Origin of the sequence: Microcoleus sp. bin38.metabat.b11b12b14.051, from assembly GCF_013299165.1 — a bacterium.
Lineage (GTDB): Bacteria > Cyanobacteriota > Cyanobacteriia > Cyanobacteriales > Microcoleaceae > Microcoleus.
Genome location: NZ_JAAFKD010000002.1, coordinates 278,129 through 300,256, shown reverse-complemented (window position 1 = coordinate 300,256; position 22,128 = coordinate 278,129). Strand labels below are relative to the sequence as shown.

The following is a 22,128-nucleotide window of genomic DNA, read 5'->3' as shown; positions in this document are numbered from 1 at the left end:
AAAAAAAAAGTAAATTAACTGGTTCCCAGGCACAGCCTGGGAACCTATATCATTGCTCAGCCTCTGCACAGAATTAGATCGGCAAAGCCTCTATATCTGCACTACCAGGCACAGCCTGGTAACGATTAGACGAGTAGAAAACAGAATTTTTCAACGGTTTTAGCCTGATGTTGATATCAATGTCTCCTCCATGACTAAAAGTTAATTAATCTGCATCAATTTACGAATCAACTAGCTATCCTGCTTAATCAGGCGCTTATAAGCCGTCGCCAAAGCATTGCTGTCCCCCACATTTCCCGGAAACAAAACCACGGGTAAATCGGGAAACAGAGGATGGTCTGGCTCTGTTTTTACCACCGAACAACCTGGGATAATTTGACCGATTTGCCTGACATTTGTCAGCGACAAACCTGTACTCAAAACATCGTTGGAAGTAATGCCGCCCTTGCTAATTAAAAAGCCAATATCCGCAGGCAATCCCCGCACGACATCCATCAACAAAGCAGAAACGGCTTCTCCAAATTTTAACCGCATTTCTGCATTTTCAAATTGCAGTTCCTCGCGGCTGGTATAAATTACAGGCGTTTTGCCATCTGCATGAGCTGTGCGGACTTTTTCGAGGATTGCATCCAGAATTTTGCTGCGATCCTCAGGTGAATCTTCTAGCAAGTGAGATACGTCTATTTCAATGCTAACTGTATTTGGTTCTTCTAACAAGCGTTCCAATTGATCGCTGGTTTTCTTAACGTGGGAACCAACTATTACTGCACCTGGTTTGCCGTCTTTGACGTATTTTGACATTTCATCGGCGGCTACAGGCTGGTGACTGAGGTTAGCTAAAGATGTTAAAATACTCGCCCCGCTGCGGAATAAAAACTTTTTGCCTTGACTGGCTGCATCGAGAATGTGTTTGGCAAATGTGTTTAAATCGCCTTGGCTTTCGCCGTCAACAACTGCACATTGATTGTCTGTCATCTCCATCAACCGATCTAAACTTCCGTAGCGGATGTCTGCGAGTAAAATGCGATCGACTGCATCAGCATGGATGCGACCTTTGGTTTTTTCTTCTACGTAGTCGGGCAGGTAACTGTGACTATAGCCGAAGACTGAATCTTTGGCAAATTCGGTTTCGTGAACGGGGGTTTCGACGCTGTTCACCATCAGGTAGTGTACGCTGTTGCGGGTAATTCTGCCTCCTTCAAAAAAGGCGGGAATTAGAAAATGCGCGTCGAAGGGGCCGAGTTCTTCGGCGATCGCGTCGGTTTCGATCGGATAGTGCCCGCGCAGGGTAGAATCGGAACGGCTAACGATTAGGAAGTCCGAGATTTCTTCGCTGGCGATCGCCTTTTTCAGATTTTGGCACACTTCGCGGGTGACGGCGGCTGCTTTTTCGGGAGTTAGCGATCGAGTATTTGTCAGTATAAAAAAAATCGGGGACTTGTCCCGCAGTCCCAAACGCAGGGTTTCTTCGTCCCAGCGTGTCAGCAGCAAGCAACTGTGGACGGTTTGAGAACCTGTCGGATCGTCATCGAGAACTATAATCTTAGGTTTGGTAGAAGACATATTGACCTGGTTGTTAACGTCACCTTTCCAAGATATCCTTACCTGTTACCTAACAGGTAAAAATTTACAATCCTGATTTTTCTTAACAATTCTCATCACTCATAAATTTTAAAATGTGTTTGAGTTCGATCGCTTCAGTAAAGTGCGCCTTGCTACCAAATAAGGTGAGCCGTGGGCACCACGTTAATATTTTTTATTTTTTTACTTGGCTGCATTTCGCTCTTGTAACTTTTTAATTTCTGCTTGGACTCCGACAGCTAACTGCAAAGCTTCGTTGAGCAATCGCCCCGACTGGCTCGATCGATCGCTAATCAGCAGAGTATTCAAAGTTTTCAAATTATTAGCAAATAGTTCTGAGTTAGTATCAACAAATTTCTGGTTTTTCCTGAGAATTTTCTCAGTTTTCAAAGCTCGCACTAAATCTTCTCTGATTAGCTGCAAGGCTTTAATGACTTGTGGACGATCGCCTATTTTGACGGACGCATTGCCAGCCTCTTCTATCTGGTCATTAATTTCGATCGCCTTAACTATACCATTATAGCGATCGACACCATCAAAAAGATTGACTAAATGTTTGTTTTGGCTGCACCAAATTTTCCACGCATCCTCGAAGAGCAAACCAACGATCGCACCGAGATGCAGGGCCAACCACAACAAATAAGCTCTCGGAAATATCCCCACCAGCAACCAACAACTGATCGAAACCAAAACAATTAAACCGACTGTTTTCAAAGCTTCCCGGGCAAATTTAGTCTTAGTTGCAGGCCGGTATACGCGATCGGGGCCCGCGCCGCTGAGGTGCTTGAGCTCACCGACAGTAATTTCTAATCCCTGAATGTCAGCTCGCATAAATCTTTACAAATATTTGTTAAATATAAAGTTTGGTTGTAGAACAAAGGGCTCGTCTACAATAAACCTAACACCTTTTTTAACCAAAATCCCACTATGTCCGCACGTCCTATCTACCTCGACAACCACGCCACAACCCCTGTAGACAAACGAGTAGTTGATGCGATGCTGCCTTATTTTACCGAACAATTCGGCAACGCAGCCAGCATCAACCACGTCTACGGCTGGGAAGCAGAAGCAGCGGTAAAACAGTCGCGACAAATCATCGCAGAAGCGATCAATGCCTCTCCAGAAGAAATTGTTTTTACCAGCGGCGCAACGGAAGCAAATAATTTAGCGATTAAAGGCGTCGCTGAAGCCTATTTCAGTAAAGGAAAGCACATTATCACAGTCAAAACTGAACATAATGCAATTCTCGATCCCTGTACCTATTTACAAAAATTGGGGTTTGACATTACTGTTTTACCAGTCAAAAGCGACGGGCTGATTGATATCGGCGATTTGATCAAAGCGATTCGGGCTGAGACAATTTTAGTTTCGGTGATGACGGCTAATAACGAAATTGGTGTGATTCAGCCGATCGCTGAAATTGCTGCAATTTGTCGCGGAAATGACATTCTATTTCACACGGATGCGGCCCAGGCGATCGGCAAAATTCCCCTGGATGTAGACGAAATGAACATCGATCTGATGTCGTTGACGGCGCACAAAATCTACGGCCCAAAAGGCATCGGTGCTCTCTACGTGCGCCGGAATAAGCCGAGGGTACAGTTGGCCCTACAAATGCACGGAGGAGGCCATGAACGGGGAATGCGATCGGGTACTCTTTACCCACCGCAAATAGTAGGATTTGCCAAATCAGTAGAATTAGCCCTTGCTGAAATGGAGTCGGAAACCGCACGAGTTGTAAGTTTGCGGCAGCGTTTGTGGGAAAATTTAAGTGAATTGGGTGATGTGGTGATGAATGGTCACGCAACGAAGAGATTACCTGGAAATCTGAATATTAGTGTAGGCGGCGTTGACGGTCAAGCGTTGATGTTGGGTATGCAACCGGCGGCTGCGGTTTCTTCGGGTTCTGCTTGTACTTCGGCTAAGATATCTCCCTCTCATGTTTTAGCAGCGATCGGGCGATCGGACAAATTAGCCTACGCTTCAATCCGGTTCGGGATTGGCCGGTTCAATACTGCTGCTGAAATCGATGCAGTGTCTCAACACGCGATCGCGACTATTCAATCTCTGCGCCAAGCTCAAAAAGTCATGAGTTAATAATAATATCTTGTTTTGTGGAGCGCCTACAATAAAATTGGTTTGTAGTGAGGACTTCAGTCCTTCTTGAATGCGGACTAAAGTCCTCACTACAAACCTTTTGATTGGGGTTTGTAGTGAGGACTTCAGTCCTTCTTGAATGCGGACTAAAGTCCTCACTACAAACCTTTTGATTGGGGTTTGTAGTGAGGACTTCAGTCCTTCTTGAATGCGGACTAAAGTCCTCACTACAAACCTTTTGATTGGGGTTTGTAGTGAGGACTTCAGTCCTTCTTGAATGCGGACTAAAGTCCTCACTACAAACCTTTTGATTGGGGTTTGTAGTGAGGACTTCAGTCCTTCTTGAATGCGGACTAAAGTCCTCACTACAAACCTTTTGATTGGGGTTTGTAGTGAGGACTTCAGTCCTTCTTGAATGCGGACTAAAGTCCTCACTACAAACCTTTTGATTGGGGTTTGTAGTGAGGACTTCAGTCCTTCTTGAATGCGGACTAAAGTCCTCACTACAAACCTGTTCGCAGGACTAAATTTTATTCAAGACCAATTATTATCTTACTTAGAACCAAACACTTCACGCACTCGATAAATCGGTTTTCCCTGCGACTCGTGATAAGTCCGCATCATGACTTCCGCTAACAAACCGAAACAAAATAACTGCACGCCAGTTAACAACAACACCACAGCCAAAATCAGCAAAGGACGATTACCAATACTTTGACCTAAACCCAATTTTACGAATGTCAAATAAATCCCTAACACCGTTCCCACCGCCATCGAACTCATACCCAAAAGTCCAAAAACGTGCATCGGTCGAGTTAGGAACTTCTTCATAAAAGAAATAGTTAACAAATCCATCAACACCCGAAAAGTCCGCCAAATTCCATACTTACTTTGACCGAAACGCCGCGCGTGATGTCGCACCGGAATCTCGGCAATTCTCGCTCCTTCAATAAACGCCAAAGCCGGCAAAAATCTGTGCAACTCCCCGTAGAGATTCAAGTCTGCAACTAACTCGGATTTATAAGCTTTTAAAGAACAGCCGTAGTCGTGCAAAGTTACGCCAGTAACTCGACCAATTAACCAGTTAGCAATTTTAGAAGGAATCAGACGGCTAATAGTATTGTCTTGCCGATTTTTGCGCCAGCCGCTAACTAAATCGTAGCCTTCATTTAACTTTTCCAGCAACATCAGAATATCAGCCGGGTCATTTTGCAAATCGCCGTCTAGGGTAACAATAGCACGACCTGTCGCGCGATCGAAACCTGCGGACATGGCAGCAGTTTGTCCGTAATTGCGGCGCAAAAGCACAGCACAAAGGTCATCGCGACTGCCGGCTAGCTGTTTGAGAAGGTCAGCAGAACCGTCTTTAGAACCGTCATCTACACAGATAATTTGATAGCTGAGTCCAGATGGTTGAATCGCAGAGGCGATCGCCTCAACCAGATGAGGCAAACTTTCTACCTCATTATACACGGGCACTACGACCGAAATGTCGATCGCAACTTCAGTTGCAGCCTGCTGTAGTGCCAATTTTTCCAAAAATAATGCAGCGTCCATTGCTTTGTTAGATAAGATCATTAGTCAGTTGTCAGTTGTCAGTTGTCAGTTGTCAGTTGTTAGTTGTTAGTTGTCAGTTGTCAGTTGTCATTAATTAACAACTACATAGCTTAAGCGTGGGTGGGCGGAAACCGGGTTGTTTACGAAAATCATTTTTTCCCAGCCTCAATCTCGATAAAAACCCGGTTTCTTTGTTGGTAGTGCGATCGCCAATTAAGCTAACTAGGTTGATAACTTGCCACAACCTTACCATATCCGCGCAATTGCTGGTAATAAGCTTGACTGACTGCATCGCCATTATCCGATAAAATATCAATACCGATACCGTCGCGACCTTGTGCTTTTCCAGAACTGTGAATGTAGCGACTCTCTCCGAGATACAATCCTACATGAGTGGCTTTTTCCGGCGTGCCAAAAAAAACTAAATCTCCCGGTTCTACATCATCTATATTAATAGATGTAGTAAAAGCTTCTTGCTGATACGCATCCCTCGGCAACCAGATGCCCGCAGCCACAAAAGCAGCTTGGATCAATCCCGAACAATCATAATTTGGCCCGACTGTACCGCCCCAAAGATAATAATTTGATTGCTGCATCGCCTCGCGAGTGAAATTAATTACTATTGGCAATTTATCTCTAATTTCTTCCTCAGAAAGCACCAGAGGATGATACACTATCTCTGTAACTTCGAGCAACTCAATATCTCGAAAATCCAGCCAACCCGGATAATCGTCTTCGCACAGCCGCACCATCACAGCCGTTGTCTCCAAATTTACCTCGCTTCGGGTCTGGTTAAAGGCACGCAAATGCCGTCCCAGCGCGGCTTGAGTCGCCAAACGATCGCACTTTGGGGAATCGTAAATATTTATGTGCGATCGCGCCCGATACTCCACACCATCAGATAATTGATAATTGACCATTGCTAATTGCTAATTGTTTGCTGTTAATTGTTCGCACTTAACGATTTATTGCCATTAGCCAACCGCCGTTAACCGTTAATCGTCAGCAGTCAGCCATTAACCATGACATTTTTCCACAAAGACGAACAGTTAGAAACCCTCGGCAGTAGCATTATAGACTCCGCCCTGGCAGAATTTACAGGATTGAAGGGCGATCGTACAGCAATAACCTGGATCGTCTACGATCCGCCTGTCCGAGTCAACACAGGCGGCGCCCTCAGCGCACAAGAATTTTGGAAATATCAACCGCGAGGCTTTAGCGCCAGAGAATCCGAACGAATTTATCCCGCCAGCATCGTCAAACTATTCTACCTCGTCGCCATCTGGGAATGGGCACAAAAAGGCATGATTCAAACATCGCCAGAATTAGAACGTGCCGTCCGAGATATGATAGTTGACTCCAGCAACGACGCCACCAGTTTAGTAGTAGACGCCCTCACCGGCACCACCAGCGGCCCAGAATTATCACCAGGCCCCTTTGAAACTTGGAAACAGCAGCGAAACCTGATCAACCGTTACTTTCAATCATTAGATTGGCCGGAATTACAAAATATTAACGCCAATCAAAAAACCTGGTGCGACGGCCCCTACGGGCGCGAGCGAGCATTTCTGGGAGAATTAATGGAAAATAGAAATATGCTCACTACAAATGCAACGGCGCGTTTGCTGCACAGCATCATCGGCGGTGTAGCTGTTTCTCCCAAAGCATCGCAAGACATGATGGGTTTAATGAAACGCAGTTTGGAACCAGCAGAATTAGCAGCAGATCCCGAAAATCAAGTTACAGGTTTTTTAGGCGGCGGATTGCCAAAAGATGCAAAATTGTGGTCAAAAGCTGGACTGACAAGTCAAGTTCGTCACGATGCTGCTTATATTGAAATACCGGGTTCGCGGCCGTATTTGTTAGTTGTATTTACCGAGGGGAAAGAGAATAGCAAGAATGAAGAGATTTTGCCTTTTATCTCGCGGCAGTTTGTCGAAGCAATGAAGGCACTTGGTTAGATTGAGTAGCTGATGATTGTGGCTACACAATACTTGAATTGTAAAAATAATTGGGACGGGCTAGAAGCCCGTCCCAAAGATTCATTAAAATGAATTGTTTCTTAGAAGTTTTAGAACGGAGAGGGGGGGATTCGAACCCCCGAAGGGTGATAACACCCTTAACAGATTAGCAATCTGCCGCTTTCGACCACTCAGCCACCTCTCCAAGATGACAGTAACTAACTATACCATACACATCTTCGTCTTGCAACCCCTTATTGAAAAATTCCTCAATCCCTTACCTTGTATGCTTTTGACCACGGCTGAAGGTAGTTCGTTTACGAACTACTTGATAGAATCTAACGGATTTACCAGAAAGAATTGGTTTAAAGCCGGAACCCTGATCGGGAGAAATTAAAAGAAAACTATTCATTAGACCTCTTGCAAAAATACCTGGGACGGGCAAGATGCCCATCCCACAAAAAAAAATTCTCTTGTGGGATGGGCATCTTGCCCGTCCGAAAATTTGATTAAAAGGACTTTTGCAAGAGGTCTATTACTCCAATCCTCTTCCTTTTAGGTCAACTGTCAACCGTCAACTGTCAACTGTCAACTGAAATAAATATCCCAATATTCCACTCTCCCAACTCGAAACTACTCCCCAAAGCCTCTGGCCTTCAAGTGCTTTTCCCAGCTAAAATTAGAACTCAAAAAGAACCTCTTAGTAGACAAATACCCCAATCGGTAAAGTTTCGCCTTGCGATCGCCATCTAGATTAAAATCCGTCGCCGTCACCGCAGCCTCAGTCACATCAATATTAATAACTCGGCCTCTATCCATTTCCCGCTGGTGATAGCGGTCTCTTGCTTTCATCATCGTTCGGAACATCGCCGCCAGCATCGACAGCGGACTATCAATCTTAACTTGATTTTCAATGCCTGTATCAACCAATCGAAACCCAAAGGTAAACCAGCGGGGCGCAACCGGAGTCGAACCTACGGATTGTTTGTCATAAATCCACAGCGGGAAATTGCTCAGAATTCCACCATCGACAATTAAGTCATTTCCCAGTTTTCCCGGCTCAAAAAATAGCGGAATGCTCATCGACAGCCGCACCGCTTCAGCTACGCTAAAGTCTTCGGGATTTTGCAGCCGCAACTGCTGGTACAAAGCATCGGAATCAGCCGACTCTTGACGCCGCAAGTCATCGGGCAGTACCAACATTTCACCGCGAGTTAGGTTGGATATTACTACTTTTAATTCCCGGTCTTTTACGAGTTTTTTGACATCGGCAAAAGTACGCAAGTGACCTTGACCAAGTGTTTCTTCCAACCACTGGCGGAAAGGCTGAGTAGAATATTCTCCCATCTGACGACTCACTGTGAGGAAAAGTAGCGTCCAAGCAGGAGAGTGCAAGTCATCTGCTGGGTCGCCATTTAGAATTAGAGGACTATTTTTTTGACTTAAAAATATGCTATAGTCCAGGTTCCCTAACAACTCCTCTAACTTATCCATTGACAAGTCTGTTGCCAATACGGCTGCTGTAATTGCACCCGCAGAAGTACCGGCCAGTTTTCGCCAGCGGATGCCTAAATCGTGACAGCATCTGAGTGCTCCTAAAAAGGCAACTCCGCGCACGCCACCACCTTCAAAAATGGCGTCTGCATAAATTTGACCGTCTTTGTCGGGAGGCGGAAATTTTTTGAGAATTTCGTCTTTATCGGTGGCGGACATCCTGACACCGGGTTCTTGCAAAATTTGCTGGGGATTTAACTTGGTCATTTTAGATTTTAGATTTTAGATTGAGGGATTGAGGGATTGTAGATTGAGGGATTGGGGATTGGGGATTGTAGATTGGGGATTGTAGATTAGGGATTGGGAATTTGGGGATTTGGGAATGATTATAGCTGATTGAAAGAGATTTCGTTTTTATAAAATATTTGGCATTCGGTGACGAGACATTTATTCATAAACTGAGTCGATGTGATGCAGGTTCAGGTTTGATTGAGCTTTATTGTGCTTGATTTTTGTTGGCATTCATGGCTTCTTTGACCTGTTCTTGAACTTGCGATCGCACTTGTTCGTAGGCCACCGAGGCGCACCAGGGTCGGAGAGATAGAATAGTTGTATCTGGAGTGATCTCGATTACCAAACAAGTCGGGGGCGGATTCTCCAATACCAGCGGGTGAGAGTGAGCAATTTCTAACAACTCAGCCATCATCGGACGGATCGGGCGATCGCCAATATCAATTTTTAAGTCTACCCGCCTCGTGCCCATCGCCGTGGTATTTTTCAGTGTACCGTTAAATAAATTATTATTTGGAACAATAATTTTTATGCGATCGTCCGTCACGACGGTTGTCGAAAAAATCCCGATGCTATCGACAACTCCCTTAACATCCGTTGCTTCGATCGCATCTCCGACTTCAAAAGGCCGTAAACTAATCAACATTACCCCAGCAGCAAAGTGAGATAGAGTATTTTGCCACGCCAAACCAATCGCCAAACCCGCCGCACCCACAACAGCCACGACGCTAGTAGTTTGAATCCCTAACTGATTCAAAGCGGCGACTACTCCCACTATCAAAATCACAATTTCCGCAGCTTGAACTAAAAATTTCCGCAGCGTGGCTTCCGTGCGACTGAGGGTGCGGCGAGTCACGCGGCCCGCAAGATCGATAGCAAATCGCGTAATTAACAAAATGCCGATCGCCCACAGCATTTGAGGTACAATTTTAAACCCCAATTCTACGGATTTTTTCGTTAATTCTTGGGCTACTTGCATCGCCTGTATTCTTTCTGCATTTAGTGGCAGACTTTGAGCTATTTGTAGAAATGTGCCGATCGCTGTCATGTCAATTGGTAATTGGTAATTTGTCACTTGTAACAGGACTCATGCGCGCAGACCTCAGAAACCCGGTTTCTTCCTATATTTATCGTTTACCTTCGCAAATTTTTCGTAGAAACCGGGTTTCTTGCCCCATCCGTAAGCCCTCGGTAATTGGTAAGTAATATGTAATAATATCAAATTCCCGCCCGCAATTATACGCAGCCTACCCGCCTCCAGATACCGCTAGTTAAGAGTTTAGTGCAACGCGGGGCAATCGATGTTTAAAACCGCAGAGTATTTCCCACGAAATTGTCCCTAAAGTTTCCGCCCAATCATCAGCAGTAATTTGATTCTCTCCATCTTTACCCAACAAAGTCACGACTTCACCGACTTCTAAATCGGGAATCTCGGTAACATCGAGCATTAATTGATCCATCGTCACGGCGCCGACTTGCTGCACAAATTTGCCCCTAACTAAAACCTGCATTTTATTAGAAAGATTGCGGGGAATCCCATCGGCATAACCGATACCAACTACCGCAATCTGTGTCTCGCGCGCAGCGATGAATTTATAGCCGTAACTGACGCCAGTACCTGCTGTAATTGTTTTTACCTGCGTTACGCGGGCTTTTACCTGCATTGCGGGCTGCAAAGAAGCGATCGCCTGCAAGTGAGGAGCAGGATAAAGACCGTAGGTAGCCAAACCGACGCGCACTAAATCGTAGTGCAAATCCGCGTCTGTGAGGGCGGCAGCAGAGTTTGCCAAGTGCAGGCTGCGGGGGTTAATTCCTGCTGTTTGAATTTGGGCGACTGCATTTTTGAACCGCTGGTGCTGCTCTTGCATAGCGGCGGGATCGGGACTGTCGGCTGTCGCCAAGTGAGAGTAAATGCTGGCTAATTTTAAATTTGGCAAACTATTGACTAATTGCACAAATTCTGTTGCTTCTTGCCAGGGCGTACCCAAACGAGACATTCCCGTATCTAACTTAGCGTGAACCGGCAAAGAGCGATCGAGACTGACGAGAACTTCCGAAAAAATTAGGGCTTGTTTGGCGGTACAAATAGTAGGCTGCAAGTGCCATTGGGCGATCGCCTTTACCTGCGCCGCTGTATGAGTTGCCCCCAACAGCAAAATCGGCGCTTCTATCCCAGCTTCTCGCAATTCTATGCCTTCGGGAATTGTCGCCACTCCCAGCCAACTAGCACCTGCTTGCAAAGCTGTTTGACTGACTGCAACAGCACCGTGTCCGTAAGCATCAGCTTTCACAACAGCCATCAGTTGTGTATGGGGAGATAAGAGATTTTTAAGCTGTTTTACATTGTGAGTTAAAGCTGCTAAATTGATTTCAACCCAAGCCCGCTGGCAAAGTCCGCCGTCATCTTCCCACAGCACCGTCTGGCGGGATTCTTTGGTCGTTGATGCTGCGGTTGTTTGTTCCCCACTCCACATTGTCGATCGCTCCTACTTGCTAGCACCATTAAAAACTGCTCGGAGATTGCACCCTCGGTGTAATTATAATTAAATTTTGCCTTTAATCAATGTTATGCACTTCCCAAAAATCTTGCAACACCAGACACCTCCCAACCGTTAAGTCATCAGTCCTTCCCAAATCTCAAATCTAAAATTTAACATCTAACATCTAAAATGGTATTTGCTGGTGTATCATAGCAACAAAAATACCCGGTAAAAAGTATGGACGGACTGGCTTACCTGCATTTAGCTGAAACTTGGGAAACACCCCCAGCTCAAACTCGATCGCCCAACTCGAAAAATCACCTAAATTTAGCTTCCACTCCTTTACTTTTCTTTACAATCTGTCTCACAATTTTAAATTTAGTCTATCCCGCCCTCGCCATTAAAATCACAAAAGGCGATTCGGGCCCGGAAGTTGTCGAACTACAGAAAACCCTACAAGCATCAGGACATTTTGGCGGGAGGGCTACAGGATTTTACGGTTCACTCACCCAGGCTGCGGTGAAAAAGTTCCAAGCAGAGAACAACCTGAAAGTTGACGGAATAGTCGGCCCTCAAACCATCTCAGCCCTCAAAGGCAAGTCGCCCGCCGCCAGCGCTGACGAAGCATATACAGAAAAAACATCGTCAAAAGTCGATCGACCTTCGCCATCTCCTACCGCCACAGAAAACAGCAACAAACTCGAAGATAACACTCAAAATCCGCCAAAACAACCTCTATTTCAAAAACCTTTTTTACCACCATTTAAAACAGAAACTTCAGCGCCAAGCCCTGAACAAGCAGAAAATGAATCACCAGGGAAAAGGCTTGTCAACACAGAAGGTAAAATGACTTTGAAAAAAACAATTTACGGCAAAATATCGCCGAAATCAATAGTTTATTCCGGAGCGGGTTTGTTTTTTGCTCAAAATATGATGTACAGCCACAGCATCACAGTTTACGATCGCAAATTTAAATTAGTCAAGACTATTTCCGATACAGTAAACTTGTCAAAATTCGGCTTTTCTAAATTCAAAGGCAATTATCAAGGTTCTCCCGTAGAAGCCGCTTTTTCAACAGATGGTAAGTATGGCTACGTATCCAACTATCAAATGTACGGTTCAGGCTTTGACAATCCTGGTAGCGACAAATGTTCTCCATCAGCAAAACACGACCAAAGTTTCCTGTACCGCATCAACACCCAAACATTAAAAATAGAAAAGATAATTCCTGTAGGTGCGGTTCCGAAATTTAATGCTGTTTCGCCTGACAATCGTTTCGTACTCGCTACTAATTGGTGCAGTTGGGATTTGAGCGTAGTTGACATCAACAAAAACCGCGAAATCGAGCGAGTAAAACTAGGTGCATACCCTCGCGGTATTGTTGTCACTCCCGACTCCAAAAATGCCTATATTGCTGTGATGGGTTCTTCCGATATTGCCAAAGTCAATCTCCTAGACTTTTCAGTAGAATGGCTGAAAAATATTGGCAATGCGCCGCGTCATTTGACGATCGATCCTAACGGCAAGTATCTGTATGCTACTTTGAACGGTGAAGGGAATGTGGCAAAAATTGACTTAAAAACAGGTGAAGTGGTAGATAAAGTTTCGACTGGAAATGCACCTCGCAGCATGACAATTTCTGGTGATGGAAAATTGATTTATGTGGTTAACTATTTCTCGAATACGGTTAGTAAAGTCAGAACTAGCGACTTGAGAATTCTGCAAACAGTGAATGTTAATTCAAGTCCGATCGGCATTACTTACGATCCGGAAACTAATCAGGTTTGGGTAGCTTGTTATTCAGGCAGCATTATGGTATTCCAAGATTAATCTACCAGGTTCGTAGTGAGGACTTCAGTCCGCAAAAAATCCAGAAATAGGACTAGCATTCCCTACTAAAAACCAGGTTCGTAGTGAGGACTTCAGTCCGCAAAAAATCCAGAAATAGGACTCGCATTCCTTACTACAAACCAGGTTGTTATACCATGGGTAAAAAAATGTTGCTACGCCCATTAAGTATATAAATTATCTGTCATCATCATAAATTGCCGGATACGGCTTGGCCTAAGTCCCTACAGGTAACAACCTCTAATTTATTTTTTGTAGCAAGGTTTTTTTAAATTGGTATTAGTGAGGACTTCAGTCCTCAGAAAATACAAAAAAAAGGACTCAAGTCCTCACTACAAACCCTAACGATTAAATCTTATTCTGGGGCGTTGCTTCTGCTGCGCCCCAAAAATCTTATTTAGACGGCTTTACAGGCTTGATAACACGCTCTGAAGGCTTAACAGGCACTTTTCCTTGTTTTGCCATAGCTTCGTAAATCATGGCTGCTACTTCCGCGCGAGTTGCTATTTTATTGGGCTGCAAAAGTGTGGGTGTCGGATGGTTGACAACAATGCCCGCTTCGGTTGCGGCTGCTACTTTGTTGACTGCCCATTTAGGGACTTTTTTCCGATCTGTATAAACTTGTAATGTTTGGTTGGGTTTTGCTGACGGTTTCAGGTTTAAACCGCTAGCTAAAGATGCTATGACTTCCACGCGGGGAACTTCTTTATCGGGACGGAAGGCATTGTCTGGGTATCCTTTAAGATATCCAGTTTTGACGCTGTGGTCGATCGCCCCAGCGATCGGGCTGCTGTCTTTTACGTCTTTAAAATCAACTGGTTTTCGCCGCGCTTCTTTGTCGCCTATTCGCTCAATTAAGCGCGCTAATTCGGCTCGCGTCATCGGTTCGTCGGGACGAAACTTGTTGTCTGCGACATCAGTAAAGACTTTGCGATCGACTAAAGCTACAATGAACGGACGCGCCCAATATTTTTCAGGGACATCCGAGAGTTTAGCCGGCCCGGCTTTTGGTGTAGCCGCTTTCGGTTTGGTAATGACTGGAGGGACAGTCTCGCCGCGGATTGGCGTTTCGGGAACTACGATCGTCCCCATGGGAGGAACTACTGGTACAACTGGCGCTAAAGGTGCGACAGGGACGATATCTGGTTGCGAGGGAAGGAGGATTGTAGCGGGCGATCGCAAATCCGAACTCGGCGGTACAGGCGTTAATATTTTCAGATTGTCTGGCGCAGCAGCAGGCTGAGAAAAAACCGCTGGAAATTGCCAACTTCTGGCATTCAATCGATCGGGATTTCTGCCAGTTATCCAAAAGAAAATTGCTCCCATCGTGCCGAAAGTGACCACGATCGCAATCAATTCATCGAATCCTAAAGGGTTTCTTTTCCCTGACGGGGGTATTGAAGAAGACATACTTGTCACCTACATATCAATGTAGCAATTAAATCACATATTTTTTGAGTCTGGCAAAGGCAGAGATCGCTCCCATCAACTATTCCAAAGTTCTCACCGTCAATACCTGCGGCGGCGTAGCATCGGGAGGATAGATAAAATCAACCTTGATCGATCGGCTTTCACCCGCAGCTAACTTCAACTTTACCATCGGTTCCACAACTTGACCCACGCGGTGCCACAAATGCACGTAACGAGTCGTATTTACACCGCCACCGTCTTGGTAGCGCAGCCGCACAGTGCCTCGAAAATAAGGAAAATCCAGCGACGGTTTGCGAAAGCGCCAGCCATTTTTTGACAGCACATCTTCTTTTAAAGGCTTTGCCAAACTCAGCCCTACCGTTTGCAGTTTGTCACCAGCATTGTACCGTTGCAAAGCCAGATCGTAGTAAACGCCGTAGTTGCCGCGGGCTTCGCAGGCGGTGTCAGGATAGCGCGCCAGCAGTTTGGCTGCTTGCACTTGTTCGGTTCCCAATTTGCCTCCGCGCAAGGTGGCGATCGCAAAAGATATCCCTTTCCCCATCTCAGGAATTTTGAGATCGGTGGAATCGCGATCGACCAATTGAGCCTGCCACCCAGAACCCTGCTGCACCCCCGCCACGCGCCCGTAAATCAAATTACCAGCACCGCCGGGGGGCGTCGGCGTTTTGTCGCGCGGGCCTGCCAAACCGCCGTTATCGAGCAATTCCTGCCATTCTTGCAGAGTCGGCGGGCGATCGCTCCCATCAGGATTTTGCTTCGCGTACATCGCCAAAGTAGCCGCATAAACCTTGGCTGGGGCGGACACGGGGTGGGCGGGCACGGGGGCACCGCCCCTAAAGTTGAGGCGCATAAAGGTAGAACGACCATTTATCGGCTTTTCCAGACCCCGCACCGGAATCGGACGATTCATCAGCATTGCGCTTTCGCCGCCTGGAATTACCAGTTTTTCGGGAAAATCCGACTGCCGCATTCCCCGCAACACGTTATCGACAGCCCGAATTCCCGGGCCGGAATATACTTCACCGTTGGGACTCTCACTTTGTTCTGGTTTCTGTTTGAAAGGCGGGTCTGGTTCCATGAGATAACTCTCTGCCTGCAACACTTCCACCGTTATCGGCTCCGTTCCCGGATTGTATAGCATCGCGCCTATATATAATGTCGGTAAATTGGGAGGAGTGTGAGAAAAATGGTGAGCAAACAAGTTAAATTGCCCTTGCAAGGGAAAGTTGAGGTGCGCGGCGGGGACTTTTTTGCCTTCTGGGGGAAAGGTTGAGAGCAAAATCCCTTCTTTTTTTACCCATTCGGGACTGTCGCTGTTGAAGAGGGGAATGTTGTCGAGTTGGCCGGGGAGCGATCGCACTTCAGTCACTTGTACAATTTCTTCCGGTGTCGGTTTGGTGGGGATAGATTGTGCGGGTTGTTTGAGTAAAAAAAATCCGCCGACTGCACAAAGGACGATCGTAGAAATACCAGCAATTCGAGAAAAGAGATTTTGTTTCTGAATCATCAAAGTTAACTGTCAACCCAATCTCTGTACATCTTCCACCGACAGCGACAGCGCCTGAGCCACTTGCTCTACGGTTAAACCCATTGCCAGCAGTTGGGGAATCGCATCCCGTTGGGTTTGTTCTGCGCGATCGGCCCTTTGGCGTTCCTGTTCGGTATGGAGGCGTTCGAGTCTAGCTTGTTCGCTACCAGTTAACAACAAATTACCCTCATTATCCCACCAACGCAACCATCGCTGATGCTGATTTTGATAGCTACCTTCCCACACACCTAACTCTACTCCCATCAGGTCGATCGGATAATGTCCGCGATCGTTCGGTTGCAAACGGCGATAACGAGTATTCACCCAGTTATAGACTTCCAATTCGCTCGTTTTAATGATGTATATCGCATAGTAAGGAATGTGAATAATCTGCTCGTATACCCAAAACTTTCCGGGTTTCTGGTTGACACCTTCTGGTAAGCGAGATAAGGGAGTATTGTTTCGTTCTTCAGAGCCATTACCACTAGCAAATTCGATGGCAATCAATGGCACAATATACTCGCGCCAAATTACGTAAGAGCGGCGAATTTCCCCATCTATTAGGGGCGGAACGTTGGGAACGTAGAACCAGTCAGGTGCTTCGGCTCCGCGTTCGGGTGGGTCGGTTTCGCGCCAGTAAATGCCACAATCTTGCCCGATCGCATATTGTCCGTCGGGGTGGAGGGTTTGCAGCGTAGTTTCCAGGGAGTCGGTGAGTAGGATACTCTGGGGATGTTCTTGGAAGTTTTTCACAAACGTGCCGTCGGAGTCAGGTAGTTGGGTGTGATCGGGAAAGGCGGGAGGTAATATTGCGGGTAGGAGAGAGTCTTGATTTTCGTCAATCCATTCTCCAATTGCCGAGCGCAGATCCTTATTCAAAAGGATGGAGGCATGGGGGAACTCAAACTTTTGAATGTATTCATCTTCATCTCTAATGATTCCAAAGGCATGATCGGCACGTCTCTCCAAAGTCTCGTAGGAAGCGGCAGCAAGCAGAGCAATTGCTTGTCTCCGTCTACCAATTACAGCCGCATACATAATCATTGCCATGAAATCCTCAGTTGAGATCAGATTACCTTCAATGAAACCTTGCCCCTGAAACTCAACTATATCTCCTTTGAAGCCATAGCCTTTTAGCGTATTGAGCGCATTACCGTCGGTACGCAATGTGTCGCTTAACCATCCTTCATTAAATCCAACTGTCATACTTGCTTGGCGCATCGACCACCGATATTCACCCTCCAAATCCATATACACGGAGATGGGGATTTCACCAATTGTAATATCCTGGCTTTTGACACCTTCAATCCTTAATTCGTTGGACATCAGGAGACCCTCCATTCAGTTAATGTATAATTCACCTTGCTCTACAGTTAAACCCATTGCCAGCATTTCCAGTGAAAATCACCCCTACTTTGACTTTTAAGTCAGTGAACATCTAATTTCTTCTTTTGTTTTGCACCTCCCAACTGTTTCTTTGCTCCTAAGACTCGGTATACATCTTGTCGAGTAATCCGGTCGCCGAGTCGCGGTTCTTCGGTCTCAATCATCAGAGCCTCAGCGGCAGCATTAATTGCCTCAATTGGGTTCATTCTTTTACGTCGAATGTATTTAGAAGCAAGATCCTCAATTTGTGCAATACGCTGAAGTTGAGTTACATGAACATTATTTTTTGGTGTTTCATAGTATTTCACATCCAAAGCTTCATTGATCGATTTTTTGTACATACCAAAAATGAGTTGGTTAATCTTACCCAAAGCGGAAGCATAAATTCCCCTCTGTCCTCCTTTAATTGAATACTCTTTTATGTAAACTGGGAGAGAGTCTTGATTTTCTTCAATCCATTCTCCAATTGCCGAGCGCAGATCCTTGTTCAAAAGGATGGAGGCATGGCGGAACTCAAACTTTTGAATGTATTCATCTTCATCTCTAATGATTCCGAAGGCATGATCGGCACGTCTCTCCAAGGTCTCGTAGAAAGCGGCAGCAAGCAGAGCAATTGCTTGTCTCCGTCTACCAATTACAGCCGCGTACATAATCATTGCCATGAAATCCTCAGTTGAAATCAGATTACCTTCAATGAAACCTTTCCCCTGAAACTCAACTATATCTCCTTTGAAGCCATAGCCTTTTAGCGTATTGAGAGCATTACCGTCGGTACGCAATGTGTCGCTTAACCATCCTTCATTAAACCCAACTGTCATACTTGCTTGACGCATCGACCAGCGATATTCACCATCCAAATCCATATACACGGGTATAGGGATTCCACCAATTGTAATATCCTTGCTTTTGACACCTTCAATTCTTAATTTGTTGGACATCAGGAGACCCTCAATTGAGTTAATTTATAATTCACCATGAGGTTAACCCTCTGGATCTTATATACTATATTGCCATGAGTTTAGCCCGATGGCAATAGTTTTTGGATAAAAAGCAAACAACAGGATTTCTGCACATCTTCCACTGACAAAGCCTGAGCCACTTGCTCTACGGTTAAACCCATTGCCAGCAATGCTTCCAGGTTGAAGCTCATTGCAAAACTTTACGTTAGCCAGTTTGGGAAAAAAGTTAGCATTTCTTCAAGTGCCTCTTGCTCCCCAAATGGGAGCGCGCTATTATAGACGCTATGCGTATTTTGTCCCGCAGCACCCTACGAGACTTCTGGGAATCTCATCCAGATACCGAAGAAGCACTGAAAACTTGGTACTACGAAGCATCTCACGCCGACTGGCAGAGTCCGGTAGATGTGAAAACTGCTCATCGTAATGCCAGCATCATTGCAAACAACCGTGTCGTTTTCAATATTAAAGGCAACAGCTATCGGCTGATTGTGGCAATTCGTTATGACCTGGGTATTATTTTCATCCGATTTATTGGCACTCATGCCGAATATGACAAAGTAGATGCAGAAATAGTCTAAATAGAGGTGGATGTATGGAATTGCGCCCAATTAGAAATGAAACCGACTATCAGGAAGCCATTCGAGAAATCGAGTTACTGTTTAATGCAGCCCCAAACACTCCTGAGTACGATCGATTAGATGTACTCAGCACCTTAGTGGAAGCCTACGAGAAGAAACACATTCCGATCGCAATCCCCGAGCCGATCGAAGCGATTTATTATTACATGGAAACTCGCGGATGGTCTCGTCGCGATTTAGAGTCATGTCTCGGTAGTCGGGCTAGGGTATCCGAGGTTTTATCTCGTAAACGTTCCTTGACCTTGGAGATGATTCGGAAGTTGAATCAAGAACTGGGGATTCCGGCTGAAATTCTCATCCAACCCTATAAGTCGGTCAAAATCCCCGCGTAAAAATCTTACGTGTCTTGACGCGGTATTTTGTGGTTATATGTAGTTACTCAAGACGAAAGGTGTAATGATGTCTTATCCTTATTGGCAATTCTTTGTTGCTCTTGAATCCGATTTAGAGGCTACCACTCGATACGTTGAGTGCTGCGAAGAGAACTATAACACCTATTCGGTTGCTTATGCTCAAATTATCTTAAGTGCTGGGTCTGAAGTTGATGTTGTCAGCAAGCTTCTTTGCAATAAGGTGCAACCCACAAGCAAGGCAGAAAATATCAACCATTACAGAGAAATCCTTCACTCACAATATAAGTTTATTCCCGATCTGAAGGTACTTATTCCTCGATATAACCTTAGCCTCACCCCTTGGGATTCCTGGGTTTCAGCTAAGAACCCAGACTGGTGGAAGCTTTATAATAATATAAAACATGAGCGCCACAAATTTTACAAAGAGGCTAATCTAAAGAATGCTTTGTTTTCAGTTTCAGGTCTATTTTGTCTTGTTCTCTATTTTTATCATCAGGAATTGAGGGAGAATTCTTTACAGCCTTGGCCTAAATTGCTGACATTAAATCCAGAGTGGAATCCTCGAATTTGCACTGATGTAAGGCCAGGATACATTTTGCCTGAGTTTCAAACATGACATTCTTACCGCCTTCTACCGCCGGAAGAGCGATTGCGACTCGGTTGACGAGAACTCCTGCCGCTACCAAAACTCGGACTCCGCCTGTTTTGATTTTGGCCCGGCTGCGATCGCCTCAAATCGCTGCCACCGTAACCCGAACCAGTCGAGCGATTGGCCCCTGGCTGTACTGGGCGTCTTACTGGCACGTTCGACGTGGGCGATCGCAAGCGGCCAGTCGTCCTTAAAACTTGACGGTTTCTCACAGCCGGAGGCGGTGCTTGGTAGCGAGTTTGATATTGCACCACAGCTTGGCGGTAAGTATTGCCGTACCCCCCATAGCCTACCATCACACCCGGCTGATAGAACGGCGGCACGTAATATCGCGGTGTAAATAGCAAACTGCCGATCGCCTGACCGGCCAGCGCCCCTGCAAACGGCGCCCAGAAGCCTGATTGCTGCCGAACTACCACCGTTTCCTGCTGACCTGTTTGAGAATTGTTAACAGTTTCAGTAACGTTGTGAACGTACTCTATTTTAAAATCTTCTGTTAAATGCAAAACTGCTTTATTGTTATCCAGACTTAGATAACTTTTCTTACCTGCCGAAATTTCTTCCTCCGTCAAGCGAGCCATTTGCAAATCGGTAGTGCGGTAAACCGGAGTTGTGCCGGGGGGAGTATTCAGCAACATCAAACTGTATTCGCCATCACTATCATCGTAGGCAGCTTGCTGTACGGAATATTGACCTTGAGTCAAGTTATTGCTCGGTGCCTGAGGCACTGTGTTAACACTCCGATTTGCCGGAGGATTCTGTGGCTCATTTACACGTGTTTCCGTGCGAGGAGAACCGCAGGCAGTTGTCGTCCACAAAAAAGTTAAAGCCATTAAATAAATTGTCAATTTTCGCAGCATCATAATAATTTGTCATTTGTCAGTAGTCATTTGTCAGTAGTCATTTGTCAGTAGTCATTTGTCATCAATTCACTGAACTTAACGCTTTTTTTGTTTGTCATTGCGAGGAACGAAGCAATCGCAGTATCTGTTTTTTAGTTGTCAACTGTCAACTGTCAACTGTCAACTGTCAACTCTTCGACTTCGCTCAGCGCAAGCTGTCAACTGTCAACTCTTCGACTTCGCTCAGCGCAAGCTGTCAACTGTCAACTCTTCGACTCCCCTCGACTTCGCTCGGGGCAAGTCGCTCAGCGCAAGCTGTCAACTGTCAACTCTTCGACTTCGCTCAGCGCAAGCTGTCAACTGTCAACTGCCAACTGTCAACTGTCAATTGTCAACTGTTTTAAAGGGGAATGAGTTCTGGGAAATTGACCAAAACTTGGTCGTTAGTGAGTTCATCTCCCAACTGTGCGGGAGAAAAGTGAACTTGCACGGCTCGCAGCCTTTCTTGGTAATGTAAATTAATCAGTGCTTTTAAACCGACTTTCAGGGCGCCGAGCTCAGCGAGGTCAGTTTCCAGGGCCGGAACTTCGCCTTCATAGGCGACAGTCAGCATCACCACGACATTCCTCGTTACTGGTAAAGACAAGGGGGAATTTTTATCATAAACAGATGTGCTGTATTGAGGCTCGCTGAGATAGCGATCGGCTGAATCAGTAAAAATTTCATCGACATAATCGCCGGCTTCGCCTTCATCCCAAAAAACATCGCCCTCATTGGCCGCTGCTTGCCAGTAGTTGTCATACTGCAACAGGTGATTGCAAATTTCTACCAGCCCTTCTCCTAACGCTACTACGTCGCCATCGGCATCTATCCCTTCTCTGGCGGTGCGGTTGAGAACTCCTAACAGCGGTGCCACTTCTTCGCCTGTTAGCTGAACGAAGATGCGGCAAACTGCCAATCGAGTTTTACCTGTAAATTGATTGAATCGATCGCGCCAAGCATTCATAAAAAGAAATACGGTAAGTGGGAAACT

At 45.7% G+C, this 22,128-nt stretch carries 20 protein-coding genes and 1 tRNA gene; 6 read left to right on the top strand and 15 right to left on the bottom strand.

The window, feature by feature from the left end; translation table 11 throughout:
* Nucleotides 1–231 precede the first annotated feature (231 nt).
* The gene (locus QZW47_RS03905) at nucleotides 232–1,563 is read right to left on the bottom strand and encodes a four-carbon acid sugar kinase family protein (RefSeq protein ID WP_293124181.1); all 1,332 of its coding nucleotides are present in this window, start codon (nucleotides 1,561–1,563) and stop codon (nucleotides 232–234) included.
* Between the two features lie 201 nt (nucleotides 1,564–1,764).
* Nucleotides 1,765–2,412 (bottom strand): hypothetical protein, encoded by a 648-nt coding sequence (locus QZW47_RS03900; RefSeq protein ID WP_293124154.1) that lies wholly within the window; start codon nucleotides 2,410–2,412, stop codon nucleotides 1,765–1,767.
* A 96-nt stretch (nucleotides 2,413–2,508) separates the two neighbouring features.
* Here QZW47_RS03900 and QZW47_RS03895 point away from each other — a divergent pair, with 96 nt between their 5' ends.
* Entirely contained in the window at nucleotides 2,509–3,678 is a 1,170-nt protein-coding gene (locus tag QZW47_RS03895) for a cysteine desulfurase family protein (RefSeq protein ID WP_293124152.1), read from the top strand.
* 552 nt (nucleotides 3,679–4,230) lie between these two features.
* On the opposite strand, the gene QZW47_RS03890 is transcribed toward QZW47_RS03895, so the two are convergent.
* Nucleotides 4,231–5,235, bottom strand: a complete 1,005-nt coding sequence (locus QZW47_RS03890; RefSeq protein ID WP_293124422.1) for a glycosyltransferase family 2 protein — start codon at nucleotides 5,233–5,235, stop codon at nucleotides 4,231–4,233.
* 218 nt (nucleotides 5,236–5,453) lie between these two features.
* Nucleotides 5,454–6,155 carry a C40 family peptidase gene (locus QZW47_RS03885; RefSeq protein WP_293124150.1) on the bottom strand — a complete coding sequence of 234 codons (702 nt, stop codon included), beginning with the start codon at nucleotides 6,153–6,155 and terminating at the stop codon, nucleotides 5,454–5,456.
* Between the two features lie 102 nt (nucleotides 6,156–6,257).
* On the opposite strand from QZW47_RS03885, the gene QZW47_RS03880 reads away from it, so the two are divergent.
* Nucleotides 6,258–7,196 (top strand): serine hydrolase, encoded by a 939-nt coding sequence (locus tag QZW47_RS03880; RefSeq protein WP_293124148.1) that lies wholly within the window; start codon nucleotides 6,258–6,260, stop codon nucleotides 7,194–7,196.
* A gap of 116 nt (nucleotides 7,197–7,312) precedes the next feature.
* Here the strand turns inward: QZW47_RS03880 and QZW47_RS03875 are convergent.
* The 4 genes from QZW47_RS03875 to alr form a co-directional block, all read right to left on the bottom strand.
* Nucleotides 7,313–7,401: transfer RNA gene (locus QZW47_RS03875), tRNA-Ser, on the bottom strand.
* A 428-nt stretch (nucleotides 7,402–7,829) separates the two neighbouring features.
* The gene (locus QZW47_RS03870; protein WP_293124146.1) at nucleotides 7,830–8,957 is read right to left on the bottom strand and encodes a patatin-like phospholipase family protein; all 1,128 of its coding nucleotides are present in this window, start codon (nucleotides 8,955–8,957) and stop codon (nucleotides 7,830–7,832) included.
* Between the two features lie 229 nt (nucleotides 8,958–9,186).
* Nucleotides 9,187–10,056, bottom strand: a complete 870-nt coding sequence (locus QZW47_RS03865; RefSeq protein WP_293124144.1) for a mechanosensitive ion channel family protein — start codon at nucleotides 10,054–10,056, stop codon at nucleotides 9,187–9,189.
* A gap of 196 nt (nucleotides 10,057–10,252) precedes the next feature.
* Nucleotides 10,253–11,455, bottom strand: coding sequence for an alanine racemase (alr, locus tag QZW47_RS03860; RefSeq protein WP_293124142.1), 1,203 nt, complete (start codon nucleotides 11,453–11,455; stop codon nucleotides 10,253–10,255).
* Between the two features lie 243 nt (nucleotides 11,456–11,698).
* Between alr and QZW47_RS03855 the strand changes: the two genes are divergently transcribed.
* A complete protein-coding gene (locus QZW47_RS03855) occupies nucleotides 11,699–13,291 on the top strand; it encodes a peptidoglycan-binding protein (RefSeq protein WP_293124140.1) in 1,593 nt (530 codons plus the stop codon).
* Between the two features lie 411 nt (nucleotides 13,292–13,702).
* Here QZW47_RS03855 and QZW47_RS03850 read toward each other — a convergent pair whose 3' ends face one another.
* From QZW47_RS03850 to QZW47_RS03830, 5 genes are all read right to left on the bottom strand, one after another.
* Nucleotides 13,703–14,719 (bottom strand): S-layer homology domain-containing protein, encoded by a 1,017-nt coding sequence (locus QZW47_RS03850; protein WP_293124138.1) that lies wholly within the window; start codon nucleotides 14,717–14,719, stop codon nucleotides 13,703–13,705.
* Nucleotides 14,720–14,798: 79 nt separating this feature from the next.
* On the bottom strand, nucleotides 14,799–16,247 hold the full coding sequence (locus QZW47_RS03845) for a DUF3370 domain-containing protein (protein ID WP_293124136.1): 1,449 nt from the start codon (nucleotides 16,245–16,247) through the stop codon (nucleotides 14,799–14,801).
* Nucleotides 16,248–16,259: 12 nt separating this feature from the next.
* Complete coding sequence (locus QZW47_RS03840) at nucleotides 16,260–17,078, bottom strand: Uma2 family endonuclease (RefSeq protein WP_293124420.1); 819 nt, start codon at nucleotides 17,076–17,078, stop codon at nucleotides 16,260–16,262.
* A 617-nt stretch (nucleotides 17,079–17,695) separates the two neighbouring features.
* Complete coding sequence (locus tag QZW47_RS03835; protein WP_293124134.1) at nucleotides 17,696–18,592, bottom strand: hypothetical protein; 897 nt, start codon at nucleotides 18,590–18,592, stop codon at nucleotides 17,696–17,698.
* Nucleotides 18,593–18,672: 80 nt separating this feature from the next.
* Nucleotides 18,673–18,804: a hypothetical protein gene (locus QZW47_RS03830; protein WP_293124132.1), complete on the bottom strand. Its 132-nt coding sequence runs from the start codon at nucleotides 18,802–18,804 to the stop codon at nucleotides 18,673–18,675.
* Nucleotides 18,805–18,897: 93 nt separating this feature from the next.
* Between QZW47_RS03830 and QZW47_RS03825 the strand changes: the two genes are divergently transcribed.
* The 3 genes from QZW47_RS03825 to QZW47_RS03815 all read left to right on the top strand — a co-directional run bounded on the left by QZW47_RS03825 (nucleotide 18,898) and on the right by QZW47_RS03815 (nucleotide 20,220).
* Complete coding sequence (locus QZW47_RS03825; RefSeq protein WP_293124130.1) at nucleotides 18,898–19,191, top strand: type II toxin-antitoxin system HigB family toxin; 294 nt, start codon at nucleotides 18,898–18,900, stop codon at nucleotides 19,189–19,191.
* Between the two features lie 14 nt (nucleotides 19,192–19,205).
* A complete protein-coding gene (locus tag QZW47_RS03820; protein WP_293124128.1) occupies nucleotides 19,206–19,583 on the top strand; it encodes a transcriptional regulator in 378 nt (125 codons plus the stop codon).
* A gap of 64 nt (nucleotides 19,584–19,647) precedes the next feature.
* A complete protein-coding gene (locus QZW47_RS03815) occupies nucleotides 19,648–20,220 on the top strand; it encodes a hypothetical protein (protein WP_293124126.1) in 573 nt (190 codons plus the stop codon).
* A gap of 5 nt (nucleotides 20,221–20,225) precedes the next feature.
* Here the strand turns inward: QZW47_RS03815 and QZW47_RS03810 are convergent, their stop codons facing one another.
* A complete protein-coding gene (locus QZW47_RS03810) occupies nucleotides 20,226–21,116 on the bottom strand; it encodes a hypothetical protein (protein WP_293124125.1) in 891 nt (296 codons plus the stop codon).
* 379 nt (nucleotides 21,117–21,495) lie between these two features.
* On the bottom strand, nucleotides 21,496–22,101 hold the full coding sequence (locus QZW47_RS03805) for a DUF1517 domain-containing protein (protein ID WP_293124124.1): 606 nt from the start codon (nucleotides 22,099–22,101) through the stop codon (nucleotides 21,496–21,498).
* Between the last annotated feature and the right edge of the window lie 27 nt (nucleotides 22,102–22,128).

Coding starts and splice junctions, on each gene's coding strand:
- QZW47_RS03885 (WP_293124150.1), bottom strand. CDS start 6,155: ATGGTCAATTATCAATTATCTGATGGTGTGGAGTATCGGGCGCGATCG.
- QZW47_RS03890 (WP_293124422.1), bottom strand. CDS start 5,235: ATGGACGCTGCATTATTTTTGGAAAAATTGGCACTACAGCAGGCTGCA.
- QZW47_RS03825 (WP_293124130.1), top strand. CDS start 18,898: ATGCGTATTTTGTCCCGCAGCACCCTACGAGACTTCTGGGAATCTCAT.
- QZW47_RS03810 (WP_293124125.1), bottom strand. CDS start 21,116: ATGATGCTGCGAAAATTGACAATTTATTTAATGGCTTTAACTTTTTTG.
- QZW47_RS03820 (WP_293124128.1), top strand. CDS start 19,206: ATGGAATTGCGCCCAATTAGAAATGAAACCGACTATCAGGAAGCCATT.
- QZW47_RS03880 (WP_293124148.1), top strand. CDS start 6,258: ATGACATTTTTCCACAAAGACGAACAGTTAGAAACCCTCGGCAGTAGC.
- QZW47_RS03830 (WP_293124132.1), bottom strand. CDS start 18,804: ATGAGCTTCAACCTGGAAGCATTGCTGGCAATGGGTTTAACCGTAGAG.
- alr (WP_293124142.1), bottom strand. CDS start 11,455: ATGTGGAGTGGGGAACAAACAACCGCAGCATCAACGACCAAAGAATCC.
- QZW47_RS03805 (WP_293124124.1), bottom strand. CDS start 22,101: ATGAATGCTTGGCGCGATCGATTCAATCAATTTACAGGTAAAACTCGA.
- QZW47_RS03850 (WP_293124138.1), bottom strand. CDS start 14,719: ATGTCTTCTTCAATACCCCCGTCAGGGAAAAGAAACCCTTTAGGATTC.
- QZW47_RS03855 (WP_293124140.1), top strand. CDS start 11,699: ATGGACGGACTGGCTTACCTGCATTTAGCTGAAACTTGGGAAACACCC.
- QZW47_RS03905 (WP_293124181.1), bottom strand. CDS start 1,563: ATGTCTTCTACCAAACCTAAGATTATAGTTCTCGATGACGATCCGACA.
- QZW47_RS03835 (WP_293124134.1), bottom strand. CDS start 18,592: ATGTCCAACAAATTAAGAATTGAAGGTGTCAAAAGCAAGGATATTACA.
- QZW47_RS03870 (WP_293124146.1), bottom strand. CDS start 8,957: ATGACCAAGTTAAATCCCCAGCAAATTTTGCAAGAACCCGGTGTCAGG.
- QZW47_RS03815 (WP_293124126.1), top strand. CDS start 19,648: ATGATGTCTTATCCTTATTGGCAATTCTTTGTTGCTCTTGAATCCGAT.
- QZW47_RS03900 (WP_293124154.1), bottom strand. CDS start 2,412: ATGCGAGCTGACATTCAGGGATTAGAAATTACTGTCGGTGAGCTCAAG.
- QZW47_RS03845 (WP_293124136.1), bottom strand. CDS start 16,247: ATGATTCAGAAACAAAATCTCTTTTCTCGAATTGCTGGTATTTCTACG.
- QZW47_RS03895 (WP_293124152.1), top strand. CDS start 2,509: ATGTCCGCACGTCCTATCTACCTCGACAACCACGCCACAACCCCTGTA.